The organism is Gemmatimonadota bacterium, from assembly GCA_040882465.1.
Classification (GTDB): Bacteria; Gemmatimonadota; Gemmatimonadetes; order Longimicrobiales; family Gaopeijiaceae; genus JBBEBG01.
Genome location: JBBEBG010000026.1, coordinates 152,701 through 169,478 on the forward strand (window position 1 = coordinate 152,701; position 16,778 = coordinate 169,478).

Annotated in this window: 14 protein-coding genes; 9 read left to right on the forward strand and 5 right to left on the reverse strand. The window is 65.9% G+C overall.

Features of this window, described 5'->3' with window-relative positions:
* The first annotated feature begins 186 nt into the window (after window positions 1-186).
* Genes WEG36_08645 through WEG36_08655 form a run of 3 tightly spaced genes read left to right on the forward strand, consistent with a single transcriptional unit; the run spans window position 187 to window position 3,744 of the window.
* Window positions 187-1,545, forward strand: a complete 1,359-nt coding sequence (locus WEG36_08645) for a S41 family peptidase (GenBank protein MEX1257672.1) — start codon at window positions 187-189, stop codon at window positions 1,543-1,545.
* Between the two features lie 35 nt (window positions 1,546-1,580).
* Complete coding sequence (locus tag WEG36_08650; protein ID MEX1257673.1) at window positions 1,581-2,342, forward strand: hypothetical protein; 762 nt, start codon at window positions 1,581-1,583, stop codon at window positions 2,340-2,342.
* A gap of 46 nt (window positions 2,343-2,388) precedes the next feature.
* Window positions 2,389-3,744 carry an MFS transporter gene (locus WEG36_08655; GenBank protein MEX1257674.1) on the forward strand — a complete coding sequence of 452 codons (1,356 nt, stop codon included), beginning with the start codon at window positions 2,389-2,391 and terminating at the stop codon, window positions 3,742-3,744.
* Window positions 3,745-3,792: 48 nt separating this feature from the next.
* On the opposite strand, the gene WEG36_08660 is transcribed toward WEG36_08655, so the two are convergent.
* On the reverse strand, window positions 3,793-6,330 hold the full coding sequence (locus WEG36_08660; protein MEX1257675.1) for an ADOP family duplicated permease: 2,538 nt from the start codon (window positions 6,328-6,330) through the stop codon (window positions 3,793-3,795).
* 220 nt (window positions 6,331-6,550) lie between these two features.
* Here WEG36_08660 and WEG36_08665 point away from each other — a divergent pair, with 220 nt between their 5' ends.
* Complete coding sequence (locus tag WEG36_08665) at window positions 6,551-7,609, forward strand: GNAT family N-acetyltransferase (GenBank protein ID MEX1257676.1); 1,059 nt, start codon at window positions 6,551-6,553, stop codon at window positions 7,607-7,609.
* A 17-nt stretch (window positions 7,610-7,626) separates the two neighbouring features.
* On the opposite strand, the gene WEG36_08670 is transcribed toward WEG36_08665, so the two are convergent.
* From WEG36_08670 to WEG36_08680, 3 genes are read right to left on the reverse strand one after another with little or no spacing between them, the layout of a single operon-like run.
* On the reverse strand, window positions 7,627-9,450 hold the full coding sequence (locus WEG36_08670) for an asparagine synthase-related protein (protein MEX1257677.1): 1,824 nt from the start codon (window positions 9,448-9,450) through the stop codon (window positions 7,627-7,629).
* Complete coding sequence (locus tag WEG36_08675) at window positions 9,447-9,857, reverse strand: lasso peptide biosynthesis B2 protein (GenBank protein ID MEX1257678.1); 411 nt, start codon at window positions 9,855-9,857, stop codon at window positions 9,447-9,449. Before WEG36_08675 ends, WEG36_08670 begins: the two co-directional genes overlap by 4 nt.
* Window positions 9,850-10,134 (reverse strand): PqqD family protein, encoded by a 285-nt coding sequence (locus WEG36_08680; GenBank protein MEX1257679.1) that lies wholly within the window; start codon window positions 10,132-10,134, stop codon window positions 9,850-9,852. The genes WEG36_08675 and WEG36_08680 overlap by 8 nt, the downstream gene beginning before the upstream one ends.
* A gap of 374 nt (window positions 10,135-10,508) precedes the next feature.
* Here WEG36_08680 and WEG36_08685 point away from each other — a divergent pair, with 374 nt between their 5' ends.
* Window positions 10,509-11,816, forward strand: coding sequence for a hypothetical protein (locus WEG36_08685; GenBank protein MEX1257680.1), 1,308 nt, complete (start codon window positions 10,509-10,511; stop codon window positions 11,814-11,816).
* 74 nt (window positions 11,817-11,890) lie between these two features.
* Here WEG36_08685 and WEG36_08690 read toward each other — a convergent pair whose 3' ends face one another.
* Window positions 11,891-12,067 carry a hypothetical protein gene (locus tag WEG36_08690; protein MEX1257681.1) on the reverse strand — a complete coding sequence of 59 codons (177 nt, stop codon included), beginning with the start codon at window positions 12,065-12,067 and terminating at the stop codon, window positions 11,891-11,893.
* Between the two features lie 142 nt (window positions 12,068-12,209).
* Between WEG36_08690 and WEG36_08695 the strand changes: the two genes are divergently transcribed.
* The 4 genes from WEG36_08695 to ettA all read left to right on the forward strand — a co-directional run bounded on the left by WEG36_08695 (window position 12,210) and on the right by ettA (window position 16,776).
* Entirely contained in the window at window positions 12,210-13,028 is an 819-nt protein-coding gene (locus tag WEG36_08695) for a helix-turn-helix domain-containing protein (protein MEX1257682.1), read from the forward strand.
* 6 nt (window positions 13,029-13,034) lie between these two features.
* Window positions 13,035-14,207 (forward strand): hybrid sensor histidine kinase/response regulator, encoded by a 1,173-nt coding sequence (locus WEG36_08700; protein ID MEX1257683.1) that lies wholly within the window; start codon window positions 13,035-13,037, stop codon window positions 14,205-14,207.
* Window positions 14,208-14,281: 74 nt separating this feature from the next.
* Window positions 14,282-15,100 carry a prolipoprotein diacylglyceryl transferase gene (gene lgt / locus WEG36_08705; protein MEX1257684.1) on the forward strand — a complete coding sequence of 273 codons (819 nt, stop codon included), beginning with the start codon at window positions 14,282-14,284 and terminating at the stop codon, window positions 15,098-15,100.
* Window positions 15,097-16,776 (forward strand): energy-dependent translational throttle protein EttA, encoded by a 1,680-nt coding sequence (ettA, locus tag WEG36_08710; GenBank protein ID MEX1257685.1) that lies wholly within the window; start codon window positions 15,097-15,099, stop codon window positions 16,774-16,776. Before lgt ends, ettA begins: the two co-directional genes overlap by 4 nt.
* Window positions 16,777-16,778 lie beyond the last annotated feature (2 nt).

A 16,778-nucleotide genomic window follows, 5' to 3' on the forward strand; every position in this document is an offset into this window, starting at 1 on the left:
CACCCCTTTTAATGGTACCCCCGGGGTCTGGTGCGGACCAGTGAGAGCTTCTGAAAGCGGCACGCGAGCGAGACCCGGGCATCTGTCGGGAAGTCGTGGGGCCGGACCCATGCCGCGTGAACGCTGTATCTTTCCGGGAACCTGCATGGCGTCCCCCCAAGCGACGGTCCGGCCCGGCAGAATGCGATGAACCTCCCGCGAGCAATGCTGGGCCGTGCCTGGGTCCGGGCCTGCGCCCTGTCCCTCGCCGTCCCCCTTCTCCTCGCCCCCCCGGTCGAGGCGCAGGGACCTGGGGCCCTCGACCCCGCCCTCGCCGCGGCCACCTTCGATTCCGCCTGGACGCGGGTCCGCGACACGTATTACGACCCGGGAATGCGCGGACTCGACTGGGACGGCGTGCGGGCGGAGCTTCGGCCGCGCGCGGTCGCCGCCTACTCCTCCTCCGAGTTGAGGGATGTGCTCACCGAGATGCTTTCCCGCCTGGGAGAGTCACACTTCAGCATCATCCCGGGGCCTTCGGCGGCAGCCTTCGACCTCCCCGCCGCCGCTGGGGATGCCGAACCGGGACTCGATCTTCGCCGGGTGGGGGATGAGCTGGTCGTTTCGCGCGTACGCGCGGGTAGCCCGGCCGAAGGGGGAGGCGTTCGGCCCGGATGGATTCTGGACGGGATCGACGAGCTGTCCATGGACACTCTCGCCTCCTGGGTCAGCGAGGGTGCCCCCGACGAGAACGTGGAGCGCTACATCGGGCTTTGGTTCCCGATTTCCGCACGTGCGCGCCTCGCGGGAGCCCAGGGCTCGGAGGTGACCGTGCATCTGCGTGACGGATCGAACGAGGAGCGCAGCGTCACACTCGAACGCGCCGCTCCTCCGGGCGAGGAAGTTCGCCTCGGAAACCTCCCTCCGCTCCGGATGGAATCGACCCATCGGATCGAGACGCTCCCGGGGGGCGGCGAAGCCGGGGTCATCCGGCTCTCCGCTTGGTTCCCGGCCATCGTCCCCGCTCTCGCAACCGCGATGGGAGACCTTCGGGACGTCGACGGAATCGTGTTGGACCTTCGCGGAAATCCGGGCGGGCTGGCCGCCCTCGTGATGGGGGTGGGCGGCCATTTCCTCGACGAGCCACTGAGTCTCGGGGAAATGCGCATGCGGGAAGCGACCCTCCGCTTCGTCGTGAACCCTCAACGCGTCACGGGGGACGGGACGCGCGTCGAACCTTTCAGCGGCCCTTTCGCGATCCTCGTGGATCCGCTGACGGCGAGCACCTCCGAGGTGTTCGCGGGGGGGATGCAGGCCCTGGGGCGGGCACGCGTCTTCGGCGAGACGACAGCGGGACAGGCCCTTCCCGCTCTCGTCACCGCGCTTCCGAACGGTGACCGTCTCCTGCATGCGGTCGCCGACTTCACGGCGTCGGACGGCTCACGGTTGGAGGGCGCCGGCGTCACCCCGGATGTCATCGTCCCTCTGACCCGCGAGGCCCTTCTCGCGGGGGAGGATTCGGCTCTGCGCGAGGCCTTCCAATGGATCGCGTCGCACCCGGATTGACCGGGCCGCGCTTCCCCCCTCAAGGAAACTCGACCATGAACAAGAAGTCCGGCAGCTGGGTCCTCCTCCCGATTCTCGCCGCCTTTGCGCTCCCGGCATCCGCGCAGCAGCTCCCCGCGGCGGACGAGTTGATCGAGGACTACGTCGAAGCGATTGGCGGCCGCGAAGCGCATCTTGCGCCCTCTTCCATGCGGCAGAGCGGGAGCGTCTCGATCTCGGGTCTCGGAATTCAGGGAACCTTCGAGATCCTGACCGCCACCCCGAACCGCTTTCGCATGGCCATCTCATTGCCGGGAATGGGCGAAATCCTGACCGGATACGACGGGGAAAACGGCTGGACGTCGAATCCTCTCATCGGTTCGACGATCATGGAGGGAGAAGAGCTCGCGACGGCGCGGGACAACGCCAACTGGCGCGCCATGCTCCGCGACTCGGACCTGATCCCCGTGCGCGAGACTGTCGAGGCGGCCACCTACGGCGGCCAGGGTTGTTGGAAAGTCCGCCTCCAGTGGGCGTCGGGAAGGGAGTCCTTCGACTGTTATTCGCAAGAAACGGGCCTCCTGGTGGCTTCCGAGGAGACACAGGTGTCCCCGATGGGCACCATTCAGGCGACCATGCTTTATTTCGACTACCGGGACGTAGAGGGAATGCTCCTCCCCGGAAGAATGTCGCAGAGCTCCGCGGGGCAGACGCTCGAAATCGTGCTCAGTTCAGTGGAGATCAACACGGTGGATCCGGCCGCCCTCGAGCCCCCACCCGCGGTAAGAGCTCTCCTGGGAGGAAACGGGGGGGACTGAAGAGCGCCCTGGCGCGCCGGGGCGAGCGCCGTCAGACTCCTTCCGCATGACCGAGGACAGCCGCCCTTCACGGCTCGAGCGATTTGGGCTGCATCGCCCCGAGTTACGCGCGTGGGCGATGTACGACTTCGCGAACTCGGCGGTCATGACGACCGTCGTCGCCGCCGTCTTTCCCCTGTACTTCCGAAGTGTCGTCGCGGCCGAGCTTCCGCTCGCCCTCTCGATCTTCGGCACGGCCACCTCCCTCGCAGTCATCTCGATCGGGGTCGTCTCCCCGGTGCTCGGCGCCATCGCGGACTTTTCTGCGATCAAGAAGCGGATGCTCGCCGCCCTCATGGCGATCGGGGTCCTCGCCGTGGCAGGCATGTTCTGGGTCCAGGAGGGCGACTGGGGGCTCGGGATCGCCCTCTTCATGCTCGCGAACGTCGGGCTGGCCGGGAGCTTCGTCTTCTACGACTCGCTCCTCCCCCACGTCGCCGAGAATCAAGAGATGGACCGCGTCTCCACCTCGGGTTTTGGCCTCGGGTACCTGGGGGGTGCGATCCTGCTGGGACTCAATCTGGCCTGGATTTTCGCCCCGGGTGCCTTCGGACTTCCCTCGGGCGAAGGACTCTCCCCGTCGCAGGCGACGCTTCCGGTGCGGCTCGCCCTACTTTCCGCGGCCGTGTGGTGGGTGATTTTTGCGATCCCCCTATTCCGGCGGGTGCCCGAGCCTCCCCGGCGGCTCGAGGCAGACGAGAAGGCGCGCACCAATCCGATCGGGGCGGCGCTCATTCGCCTCGGAGAGACCTTCAGGGAGCTGAGGAGCTACAAGCAGGCCTTCCTCATGCTCCTCGCCTTCCTCATATACAGCGACGGGATTGGAACGATCATCCGGATGGCCGCGATCTACGGCGGCGAGCTCGGGATCGGAACGCAGTCCCTGATCGCGGCGATCCTGATCACGCAGATCGTCGGTGTCCCCTTCGCTTTTTTGTTCGGAGCGATCGCGGGACGGATCGGCGCCAAACCGGCCGTGCTGATCGCCCTCGTCGTTTACATGGGAATCACGCTCGTCGGGTTCCTGATGACGACCGCGACCCACTTTCTCGCGCTCGCGGTGATGGTGGGGATGGTCCAGGGGGGGGCCCAGGCACTGTCGCGCTCCCTCTTCGCCCGGCTCATCCCGCGCCACAAGTCGGGTGAGTTTTTTGGGTTCTTCGGCGTGATGGACCGGTTCTCGGGGAGCATCGGGACACTCGTGATGGCCGGGATCGCCGCGATCACCGGTGAGGCACGCTTCGGAATCCTCGCGATCATCCTCTTTTTCATCGTCGGCGCCTTCCTCCTGACCCGAGTGGACGTCGAGGCCGGGGAAGAGGCTGCGCGAGAAGCGGAGCGGGCCGCGGGGGTCACCATCTAAGTCTCTTTTGGGCCGGCGACCGCTCTTCCCGTACGAGGACGTCAGTCCTCAATCGCCCTTCAAGACCTCCGCCGGGCGGATGCGCGCGGCACGAAGGGCCGGAAGCAAAAAAGCGACCAGCGTCACCGTCATCACCGCCATCACCGCCCCGATGAGGATCGCGGGATCGTCGGCGCGAACTTGATGGAACCGGTTCGTGACGACACGGCCTCCAACATAGGCCGCCGCCAACCCCAGGATGATTCCGGCGACGGATAGGACCCAGGCCTGGGAGAGCAGGATGGCCACGACCTTCCCCGGGGTCGCCCCGAGGGCGATCATCGTGGCGAGTTCCCTCCGTCGCTGCGCCGTCGAGTGCGCGACGACGCCGAAGATTCCGATCGCCGCGAGTGCCAGGGAAACGGCGGCAAAAAGGCTCATGAGGACGAGCCCGAGCCGGTGACGCCACATGGCGTCGGAGAGTAACTCCGAGAGCGGGATGATATCGACCCGGATCGCGGGATCTACCTGAGCCAGTGCGGCCCGAATCGTCGGAATAGCATCCGTCGGATCCGCCAGCGTCGTCTCGATGATCCAGCCCCGCGCGGCGAGAGCGGTCGGCACGTACCACACGGGTGTGGGCACGTCCCTGAGCGAGCGGTATTGGATGTTTTCAACCACGCCGACAATCTCCTGCAGATTGTCGAAGTCCACGACGGGCGCTCCGAAGCCGAATAGGACTCCGACGGGATCACGGCCGGCGAGGTAAGACTCCGCGAACGCCCGGTTGACCACCACCCGCGGCAGGCCGAAATCCGCCGGACCCGGTCGAAATTCACCAGTCTCCCGATCGATCGTTCCCGACTCCGGCTGGCCGGAGGTGGGGTCGGTCCTCGTTACCCTAGGCGGGGGTCGGTCCTCTTCCGTGAGCATGCGGCCGGCGAGCAAGCGAGTGCCCATCGCCTCGAAGAATCCCGGGCTCACCGCGGTTCGAATGGCCACGTTCTGACGGTTCACATCGTAGTCGTCCCCGGGAACCGCCACGTACCAGCCTGAATCGTAGTACGGACGGAGCGGAAGGGCGCTCGACGCGCCCAGGCGGGAGACGACGTTCAAGGAGCGGAGGCGCTCCGGCGCGGCGGCCATCCAATTCTGCACGGCCGCCTGGTCGTCCGGAAGCATCGGATCCACCAGCAGGCGACCCTCCGTCGCAAACCCGAGATCCATGGACGACAGGTTCAGATAGCTCCGCACGAGCCAGCCCGCGCCGGCCACGAGTGTGATGGCGAGCGAAATCTCCGCGACGACCAGCGCATTCATGATCCGCCGCGATCCCTGACCACCGGACGCGGAGCGACCGCTTTCACTGAGAAGCCCGCGGAGGTCCGGAGCCGACAACCGAAGGGCCGGAAGGAGTCCAACGAGGACAGTGGCGCCGGTGAGCACCGCGACGCAGAAGGCGAGGACGCGCCAATCGAGGGGAACCTGGTCCATGCGGGGGAGATCGGACCCTCCCCACGCGACCAGGATGCGAACTCCCACGAAGGCCAGCAGAAGTCCCACGATCGTCCCGGCGGAGGCGAGGAGTAAGGATTCGCCGAGGAACCGCCGCATGATCCTGGCCCGGTCCGATCCCAGGGCCAGGCGCACTCCCATCTCCGTGGCCTGCCGCTGGCCCTTCGCGAGGAGCAACGTCGCGACGTTCACACTTCCGAGGACCAGGAGCACCAGCGCTCCGCCGAGGACCACGAGCAGAATCGGCGCGAGGTCGCCGACCAGCAGCTCGTTGAGAGGGAGGATTGCATAGACCCGATCCGCGAAACTCGGAAATCGCTCCTCCAATCCGAACGCGATGGCGGCCAGCTCCGCCTCGATCTGTTCCTGGGACGCGCCCGGATTCGCGCGAAGAAATCCGTTGTAGGCAATGAGAACGGCGTCGGGCAAGGCGAACGGCAGCCACAGGTCGGCGCCCAGGGGAAATTCAAGCTCGGGTGGGGCGACCCCTAGCACCGTGACGGATCGTCCCCTCAGCCGAATCGTCCGGTCCACGATCGTCGGATCCCGAGCGAAGAGCTCGCTCCAGAGTCCGTCCGACAGGATCGCGACGGACGGGGCGACGGTGACCATCACCGTCCGGGATTCCCCGCCCGGGCCGGCCACCGTCTGTTCGCGAACTTCCGGAATGTGGTCCTCGGGGACGAACGCACGTCCGGCGCCCATCGGCGCCGCGAAGAGATCGAAGAAGCCCTCGCTCACGTGCCCGATCATGACGTCGCGGGGAGCGCCGCCCTCCGGAATGACGGCCGTTCGGCTCACCCCGTAGGCGACTGCATGCCGTACCGTTCGCGCCTGGTCGTTGATCGCGTGGACGTGGGCACCGGAAACGCGGTCGCGACCCGTGGTATAACGGCCATCCACCAGCCGTGACCCCAGAAAGTACAGGTCGTCGGCATCGGGAAAGGGGAGCGGCCGAAGGAGGGTCGCATTGACCGTACTGAAGATCGCCGTGGTCGCGCCGATGCCCACGGCGAGAGTCGCCACGGCGGCCAGGGTGAACCCCGGTCGCCTGGCCAACCGACGCATCGTGATCAGGACGTCTCGCCACATCGACCGTGACCTCGGCGCGAAGGGAACGTAGCCACGGCCAGGCGGGCATAGTTGGAGCCCACCATGCGCGTGTCAAGTTTCCGCCGGTAGCGCGCCCATGGGGACGAAACGCAGGAAGAAAACCGTCCCGCCAGGCCTTTCGTTTCGCGGGGCGCCCGCGACTTATCCTGCCGGTTTCGTTCTCGACGAAGGTCCGCGAACGTCGTAAGCTTCCCCGACGATGCCATCTCTGGAGATCACGAAACACGAGCTGACCCGCCTGCCCGCTGACGTCGCGACGGCCCTCGGCCTCCTTCGGCGAAGGTACCTTGCGGAGCACTGGCCGGAGCGGTCGCTGCCGGGCGTCGAGGCCTCCGCCATTCGATTTGAAAGGCTCTGGTGCCACGGCGCGGGCGCCGTCTGGATTGCGCATCATGCCGAGTGGGGTCCGGTCGCGTACCACCTGCTGGTCCCGAGGGGCAAGTCGGCATCCGCCGCCTGTGTCCTATGCGTGCTGCCCGAGGCCCGTGGGCGCGGCATCGCACGAGCACTCCTCCGTGAAGGACATTCATTCTCGGCCGCGCACGGCATTGCCGAGATGGAGGCCGAGTCGAGCTCGCTCGTCCCGGAAGGAGACATGCTCCTGAAACGAATGGGAGCGGTCTCCCAGGGACGAGCCCACGTCTATGAAGGCCTCATCTCCGCGGTACGGGACGAGGTGGTCCGGGAGAGGAGTCGCCTCGACGAAACGCTCGGCGTTCGCCTCGAGATTCACCGGAAGGGCCATCCGGAGGACGATCTCGCGCAGCTGGTTCATCTGAAGGGATTCATATCGACCACATACGGTCACACTCCCCACGACCTATCCGCCGCGACCGCCGCAGTTCGACGATCAGACGCTTTGCTCGCCGAGCGGGGAGGTAGCCGCCTCCTGGTCTTGGCCCGGGAACAGGAGTCGGGCCTCGTCGTCGGTTGCGCCGAGACGGTTTGGTGGACCGATGACCCGCTCGCCGTCTATACGTGGAACTTGGCCGTCCTCGAGCGGTGTCGCGGCCGGTCCCTCGCAGGAGCGCTGAACGCCGCGCTCCTTCTCGAGGTTCCGAGAACCTTCCCCGCGGTCGAGTCCATTCGACTCCGGCTGCATGAATCGGCCCATGGGCTGCAGGCCAGATGCCGAAGGCTGGGATTCAACCTGCACCACACCGAAGGGTTGTGGACCGTGCCCGAGGGGAGCCTCGCGGATTACCTGCATGGACACCGGAATCCGAACGACGACGATCGGGGGAGCCATGTGGGGTGAGGCCCAATTCTGCGCCGTCACGTTCGCGAGCCGGGGTCCCATTTTCCGGATCTTACGGCGAGCCATGTTTCGAGGCTCAGGAGCGGGAGCAGGGGCCACATCGGGGTCGGCACTCCCAGTCTCGCGGCATCCACCAGATCTCGAAACTTCTCTCCGTCGACGATCCCGTAGTCCGCGAGCACGGGCTCCTTCAGCATCCTGTCAAGCGCGGCCTTCCGGGCGCTCAGCGCCCAGATGATCCCTCGATCCGCGGAATCGTTGGTCATGCGGTGACGGACCACCGGCGGGAGTCGGTCGTGCATGGCATGCCGCAGAAGCCCCTTCGGCTCACCACCGCCGAAATCGTCCTCGGAGGGCAAGGAAAGCACGAACTCCACGAGTGGCTGGTATAGGAACGGATGTCGGCGTTCCAGATAGTCCGTGTACGGCTGCACCTCCAAGGCGGACCGCATCGAAACGAGTGATCGCCTGATGTGATCGCCCCGGTGGCCCACTTTCCTCCAGCTCCCCCATCCTCGCATGCGTGCGGACATGACGTTTCGCGCACGCTCGCGAAGGCCTGGCGCAATCCAATCCGGAATTGACTTCGGCGAGCGATGGGCCCCGAGGATGGGAGCCAACCCGCTGGACCACAGATGCCGCCAGAACGACGTGTCCGTTTGGCGAGCGATGCCGTAAGCGGTCCGGAGCGCGGTCGGGAGTCTCCCTGAGACGATCTGATCGGCGATTCGCTTTCGAGAAACTCCCAGGTACTGGTCCGCGCCGTACCCGCCGAGAATCACCTCGCCACCACCCGCCCGCACCAGCTCCCGGGCCGCCCGATCGCTTGCCCAAAAGGCGTAGTGATACCATGGTTCGTCCGACTTCGGCGGAGGATGTCCGTCGGCTTGCCACGGACGGAAGTTGAGGAACTCCCGGTGCTTCAAGCCGCACCTCTGCACGACACCCTCGAAGTACGGGCGCTGATCCTCTCGATCCAACTCGTCCACGAGGGTATACCCGCCGCCCAGTCGGATCGGGGTCTTGCCGCACTCGAAGAGGTGCTGCGCGGTGACCACGATGGATGAAGAATCGAGCCCGCCCGAAACTTCCGCCCAGACTCCCTCCCCCCTGCCGAGGTGTGCCAGCACCGCTCGGTCGAACAGCGCCCGGAACGTCTCGATCGCTTCCGCTTGCCCCACGGTCTTCCGGGGACGGACGGACCACAGGCTACGAAATACCCTCTCCGAGGAGGCACCGTCGCGGTATTGAAGAATGAATCCGGGCTTTATCGGAGAGATGCCCTTCCAGATCGTTCGGGTTGGCTCGGGCGGAAAGCTGGACAGCAGATAGTCGGCCACGTAGTCCCGATCGATCCTATCGTCCGTGCGAAGCGTCTCTAGGTGGGACGAAACGGCGATCCCCCACTCGCCCTCGGATACGAAGATTCGATTGAGCCCAAGCCAGTCCCGTGCCGCCCAGAGCGTCCCTGACTCGGCGTCCCACAGTACGAACGCGAAGGATCCGGAGAGTTCCGCGAACGACTCCGGGCCCTCGGACGCGAAAAGCCGAAGGGCCAGCTCGAGGTCCACACCCCCCCCGGAGGAGTCCGGAGCGTCGGTGCGCTTCGCGAGCTCCTCCCGGTTGTCGAGGGACGCTTGTCCCACACAAGAGAGATGTCGGAATTCCGCCGTGGCCACCCGGCGACCGGTCGGCCCACCGGCGGTGGCTAGAAGAAAGGTGGATCGGCGAAGGACGGTCGGCTCGTACCCGCAGATCTGCCCCAGCCGGCCCGTGAGCGCTCGAAACCTCTCCTCGTGCGCCGTCCCGAGACCGGCCACTGCTACGAAGCTGTCGGTCACAAATCCAGGTTGAAGGTTGGAAGCCCGGTCGCCCACACATCTCCCGTGTTCAACCGCTCACCGGCGACTTCGACCCATGCATGAGCGTAAAAGGGAAACGGTTGCACGCCAATCTTGATCTCGGCGGGCACCCGCATCCATCGCAACATCAGACCCATGGACAACGACCGTTCCAGGCAGCCGGCTCTCCCGGGAAACAGGGCCGCGGCACTCGAAATCGACTCCTCGATGGCCCGCACTCTCTCATCGTGAGCCGAAGCGGCATCGCCAGAGCTGGAACGGACTTTGGCCAGTTTTCGATAGACGCCGAGCGTCCTACCGAACCCCAACGTCTTGAGGCTCAGGCGAAAGAAGAGGATCGTGAGACCCGACGTGAGGATTCGGAGGCTCCGTCGAAGGTTAGGCACGGGACCGAACGAGCTGGTTGTCCACGAGGTGCCTGAGGAACTTCAGGATGTCCTCTTCCAGCTGCTCACGGCCGATCTGGTAGTCCGCCGTGAGTTCCTCAAGGAGCTCCGACGAGTCCGCTTCCGAAGGACGATCGGCGGCCTGGATCGCCGCCCAAACCCGCGCCCCCACCGCGTTTAGTCCGAAGTACTCCCCCCGAGTCGAGTGCAGCAGGACCGCGCGCCCCTCCTCCAACACACAGTACACGCCCGGGGCCGGCCTCAGGGAGCCGATCATGTCCGTGCAGCGTGGGCCCTGCGGAGGAATGGGATGCCGATGCCTTGCTCGGAGGACACGTTGGATGGAGGAGGCAACGGTATTTCGTGCCCGAAGTCGTGTCAAGAAAGCGAGAAACGACGCGCCGGGCGAAGGCCGAAGGTTCTCGGACTCGACGGCCGGCCAAACGCCGCCCCCTACCTTAGCGTCCTGTCCGGCGAAGTCCGCAATGATCGGGCGCCAGTCCTTCACGGGCAGACCCATCTAACCCTGGTTCCGGAGAGCGGATCGTAACAAGACCCTGGACCTTTGCCTACCAGAAGATTTAGCTTGAATCCTTTCGGGTGAGTTTGACCCACGAACCTGACGAGACTCCGGGGGACCCTGGAATGAAGATGTCCGAGACGACCGTGGCTGGCACGGCCACGAAGCGACGTTGGAGAATACCCCCACCGCTCCTTCAGGACGGGGGGGCTCCGGGCCCCGAGGGACTGACGATCCTGAGCGAGTTCCGGAGCGAGTTGGGCGCGGTCCTGTGGAAATCGCTCCGCACAGTCGTCCTGTGGGCCGAAGCGGATCCCGCTTCGCGGCGGAATCTGTTCGACGAAAGGGCCGCGGACCGACGCCAGTTGGAAATTCTTGCGGTCGCGCCGGACGACGAGCGCGCGCCGAGGGCCGCGCTCGAGGATCTTCTCTGCGTACTGGCGCAGCCCGAGCGCGCCGACCCCGAGTTTGTCGGGGTGGTGTGTTCGCGAATCGCTGCGTGGGCCGAGGGGATGGGGGCCCGTAGGACCCAACTCGAGTTTCAACAGGCAGCGGCGCTTTCCTGCCCGGCCAATCCCTGGTTCGCTCTGGCGGTGGGAAACGGGTCCCGAGATCTCGCACAGTATTCCCGCGCCGAGGCCTGGTACTTCCGCGCGGTCGGGCTCGCCCGTCAGGGGAGCGACTGGGAAGCATATGTGAAGGCTTACCTGAATAACGGAATCATGATGTTCCGGCGCGGCGCCCTTCCGGCCGCCCGCCGGAGTTACCTGAAGGCGTTGCGTCGCTCGAGGCGCCAAGGGCTTCGTGAGGGCGAAGCGAAGGCACTGCACGACCTCTTCGTTCTCGAGGCCCGGGGCACGAATTGGAATCGGGCCCACTCCTGGGCGCAGTTGGCTCTGGAGGCTCACGGCCCCGGCCATGCACAATTGCCTCGGCTCGCCCACGATATCGCATACTTTTGGTTGGAGCAGGGTGTTTGTGCCCACGCCCTGTGCGTGTTCATGGAGACGCTCGGTCAGGTCAATGCGGGAGAGCGACCGACGGTCCTGGGGTCACTCGCGCGCGCGGCTGCCGGGAACCGCGACCTGGCCGCCTACCGCTGGGCGAGGCAGGAGTTGCTGCGCTACGAGCCGGGACCCGGAATGGCCGAGGCGTGGGTGGATATGGCCCGGGCGGCGCTCGCGTTGAGCCACCGAGACGAGGCCCTGGAGGCCGCGCACCTCGCCGAAACCGTTGCTCGGTCGCGGCGGGAGGGCCAGATGCGCTTCCTCGCGGAGTCCGTCATGAACGAGATCGAGGGAGAGCGGAGGGCGGCCGCCGAACGCCCCGCCCCCGAAATGCCGGCTTTCCACCTCGGCACGAGCGATGAGCTCGCCCGGAAGCTGATCAGAACGCTCCAGCTCGCGCCCGCCCGGCAATCGGTCGCTGCAGGAGCCTGAGGCCTTTAAGTGTGAGAGGAGGCCAGCCTATTGCTGGGCTGGCCTCCTCTTTCCTCCCAGTCAGCGAAATGGCGTCAACCACCGGATCCCAAGTATCCGGCAATCGCCTTCTTCTCGGCGAAGGATCCGTCATCACCCATTGTCCGCTCGACCGCGTCGCCGAAGCTCACGAGTCTGGGCGGCTCGTACGACAGTGCCGGAATCTCAGCGTCCAGCGGGCGGGTCGACTTTTCCTGGAATCCCTCGATCATGCTCACCTCCGAATGGAAGAAGCCACCGAAACTGGGGTAGGTTGATGGCTGACGAACGACGACACACATATGGAATGTTGATCCGGAAGCCGGTCCGGACCCACCCCGATTCCGTTAGAATCATGACTGATTCCACCGATTTATGAACACGGCCCCCCGCCCCCTCTTCCTCCTCCACCATGACCGAGTGCTCCTCGAGCGCCTCGCGCGCGCGGCGCACTCCCGATTCAGGCTCTCCCCCGTGGAGAGCTGGGACTCCCTTCGTGCAGGTGTCGCCGAGGCTCCCCCGGCCGCCCTCATCCTGGTCGACCCCTTCTTCGGTCAGACGAATGGTCATGGGCCGGCCCCCCAATTGCACGACCTTCTGACCTCCTTTCCCTCCTCGACCGTGATCGCGGCGATGGACTCCTCGCCCGCGAGGTACCGGGACATCTGGCTCCTGGGGGAATGGGGGATCGCAGAGATCCTTCAGACGGAAGAAGACCGGAGTCAGCTCGCCCTGACCCGCCGATTGCTCCAGGCGCGTGCGCAACCGCTCCGAAAGCTCCTCTCCCACGAGTCCGGGATCCCCTTCACGGGTCGGGCCCGGGCCCTCATGGATGCCGCCGTCGAGACGGTCATGACCGGGGGCCATCCTAAGCACCTGGCGCGCTCCCTGGGGTTTTCGCCATCCACACTGCTCCGCTGGTGCGAGCGTTCCCAGCTCCCCAGCCCGAGACGACTTCTGCTCTGGCTAAGGGTTCTTTTTGCCTCGGCGCTCCTCGACGATCCAGGCCATACGGTGTTCAGCGTGGGACTCGCGTGCGGCTATTCCGGCGATCAGGCGCTCCGGCGCGCGATCCACTCCGTCCTTCCCCACACCCCGACCCGGCTTCGGGAGCTCGGAGCCTTTGAGACTGCCTCAGCGGCCTTCTTTCGGGAGCTCCAGGGCCTTCGGGATGACGGGGCCGAGAAGAGATAGGCAAGGATGAGGCCAATCGAGGCGCAGGGCGCACCGGGATCGGCGGGGATGAACCGTGACGAGCGGCTCCACCGGCTCGGCCGGGTGACCGGTGAGCTTCTCCACGATCTGGCCGGCTCGCTCGCCGTCCTCTCCGGAAGAGTGTCCCTGGCGCGCGCCGAGGCCAGTCTGGGTCGACTGGCCACGGACGAGCTCGCCCGGATCGGCGCGGACGCCGATGAGCTCCGGGCGATGGTATTGGACGTTCTCGGAGAGGTCCGGGGCGTTCGCACCCCGGCGGAGGTCACCTTCCCGGTTCGTTCGACATTGGACGGCGTCGTAAACCGATGGCTCATTGGAGCACCCCAGGTCTCCGTTTCTTTACGGTCCTCCCTTCCCGCGAACGCCGAGATCTCGGGACCCCGCACCTTTTTCGTGCGCGCTCTCGGCAATCTTCTCCGCAACGCCGCGCGCCACGCCCATGGGGAGATCCGGATCGCGGCGATGCCGGTGGGCGGGGGAGACTGGGTCGAGATCGAAGTGGAGGACGATGGAGACGGCGTTCCCGAAGACCTTCGGAGCCTCATCTTCGAGCCTTTTCTTACCGGAACGGAGCTCGGAACCGGACTGGGCCTCTCCTTCGCCCGGTGGGGGATCGAGCGCCTCGGCGGCTCGCTCGAGCTGAACGCCGCGAAGTCGCGTCTGGGCGGGGCGTCCTTCCGCGTGTCGCTCCCTCTTTCCACCATCGGCGCGCGCGCGCGCGGCCCGGCGTCGGCGGCGCCGGACCGTCCGACCCAGGGTCCCGCGCCCCTGAGGGGATTCCGGATCGCGGTCGTAGACGACGATGAAGCGGTGCGGACCACCTTCACCCGACTCCTCGAACGCTCCGGGGCGGAGACGGAGGGGATGGATCCGACGCGCTGGGACTCGTTGGAGGCGGGCATGGACGCCCTTGCCGCCTTCGCCCCGAACGTGATCCTCCTCGACCTCACCCTGGGACCGTATTCGGGGCCCGACCTGGCCCGCATCATGCGGGAACGTGCTTCCCGGCTCTTCCAACGGGTGATTTATTTCACTGGCGGCGCCGATCCGGGCCCCATGGACCGTCCGACCGTGAGCAAGCTCCTTCCCTGGGAAGTGATCTTGGACCGTCTCCGTCGCGTGGCCCTCGCCGCGGAAGGGCGCGATCGTCGCGGTTGACATCCCCCGCGTAAAGGGATGAGGATTACTCCGCCCGCAAAGCGGGCCGTTCCCCCCTCGAGAGACGCGGTCGCTTGGATCCCATCGTCCACAACATCGACCCGTTCCTCCTTCGCTTGGGCGACGGATTCGGGATCCGGTGGTACTCCATCCCGTACATGCTCGGGATGCTCTTTGCCTATCTCTCCCTCCTGAAGGCCGCACGGGAGAAAAAGATCGCGGGGCTCACCCCCGAAATCTCGGAGTCGTTCGTCCTAGCGGCGATCCTCGCCGCGCTCCTCGGCGCGCGTTTTTTTCACGTCTTTGTCTTCGAGTACGACCGGTACGGCCTCGATCCGATGGCATGGATCGCCGTGTGGCGCGGGGGACTGGCCTTCCACGGGGGGCTGGCGGGGATTCTCCTCACCGTGTTCTGGTTCTCCCACAAGCGTGGCATCTCCGCCTACGATCTCACCGACCGGCTGGCCGCACCGGTCGCCGTGGCTCTCGCGCTCGGCCGGATCGCCAACTTCATCAACGCCGAGATGTACGGGACTCCCTACGACGGTCCGTTTTGCGTGGATTATTCGCAGAACCAGTACATGGCTCGTCCGCCCGAGGGGTGCCGGCATCCGACGCAGCTCTACGAATCGGCAAAGAACTTCGCGCTCGCCGGCTTTCTCTTCACGATCCGCGAACGACTTCGGCCGCGCCCCGGTGTCCTCACCTGGAGCTTCATCGCGCTGTACGGCTGGATCCGATTCTGTCTGATGTACGTCCGCGAAGAGGAGCGGGTCTGGGGAGATTTCACCCTGTCTCAAATCTTCTCCGGAGGGATGGGCATTCTGGGAACCGCTATGCTCGTGGCGGTCCTGCTCGCCCCCTCCCCCAAATCAGCGAGGAAGTCCCGTTGAGCGGTCCCCAGTACATCTTCGTCATGAAGGACCTGAGGAAGGTCGTCCCTCCGAAGCGCGAAATCCTCAAAGGCATCTGGCTCTCCTTTTTTCCCGGCGCGAAGATCGGCGTGGTCGGGCCGAACGGGTCCGGTAAGAGCTCGCTCCTCCGCGTCATGGCCGGCGCCGATACGGACTTCCAGGGGGAGGCCTGGCCCGCCAAGGGCACCCGCATCGGATACCTTCCACAGGAGCCCGTTCTGGATCCGGCGCTCGACGTGCGTGGAAACGTGGAGCTGGGGGTGAAAGAGGCGCGCGATCTCCTCCGGCGCTTCGAGGAAGTGAGCCTCCGTTTCGGCGAGATCACCTCCGACGATGAGATGACGGCTCTGCTCGATGAGCAGGGGAAGCTCCAGGACAGGATCGAAGCGGCGGGAGTCTGGGAGCTCGACCGGAAGATCGAGATCGCGATGGACGCTCTCCGGCTTCCTCCCGGCGACGCCCCCGTGGGTCCCCTTTCCGGCGGTGAGCGGCGGCGGGTGGCGCTCTGCCGTGTCCTTTTGGAGGAGCCGGATCTCCTCCTTCTCGACGAGCCCACGAACCACCTCGACGCCGAGTCCGTGGCATGGCTCGAGCGGCACCTCAGCGAGTTCAAGGGGACGATCGTCGCGATCACCCACGACCGTTACTTCCTCGACAACGTCGCGCAGTGGATCCTCGAGCTGGACCGGGGCGAAGGATTCCCGTACCAGGGCAATTATTCCTCCTGGCTCGAGCAGAAGCAGGCGCGGCTCGTGAAGGAAGAGAAAGAGGCGTCGGCGCGAAGCCGCACCCTCGAGCGGGAGCTCGAGTGGATCCGGATGGCTCCGCGCGCCCGCCACGCGAAGGGGAAGGCCCGCATCAGCGCGTACGAAGAGTTGATGGCCCAGGAAGGGAAGGAGCAACTCCGGGCCACCGAGATCCTCATTCCGAAGCCGCCCCGTCTCGGCGAGGACGTCGTGATCTTCGACGGCGTGAGCAAAGGATACGGCGACCTCCTGCTCATGGAGGAGGTGAGCTTTCGGCTTCCGAGGGGCGGAATTGTCGGAGTCATCGGGCCGAATGGCGCCGGAAAAACCACGACATTCCGCTTGATCGTGGGCGAGGAGAAACCGGACGAGGGGACGGTCACCGTCGGCTCCACCGTCACACTCTCGTACGTGGATCAGTCCCGCGAGGGAATCGATCCGGGGAAAACCGTCTGGGAAGAGGTGTCCGGAGGCCTGGACACGCTGGACTTCGGATGGAGAGAGGTAAACTCCCGTGCCTACCTCTCCTGGTTCAACTTCCGCGGCGCCGATCAGCAGAAGAAGGTGGGCGTCCTCTCAGGCGGAGAGCGCAACCGGCTTCACCTGGCGAAGCTCCTCAAGGCGGGAGGGAACGTCCTCCTCCTGGACGAGCCGACGAACGACCTCGACGTGGACACGCTGAGGGCGCTCGAGGACGCCCTGGTCGCATTTCCCGGGTGCGTCGTCGTCATCTCGCACGACCGTTGGTTCCTCGACCGGGTGGCGACCCACATTCTCGCCTTCGAAGGCGACTCCAAGGTGGCCTGGTTCGAGGGGAATTATCAGGAGTACGAGGAGGATCGGAGGCGGCGGCTGGGCGCCGATGCCTCGCAACCGCACCGGATCCGGTACAAGCGCCTCACGCGGTAAGG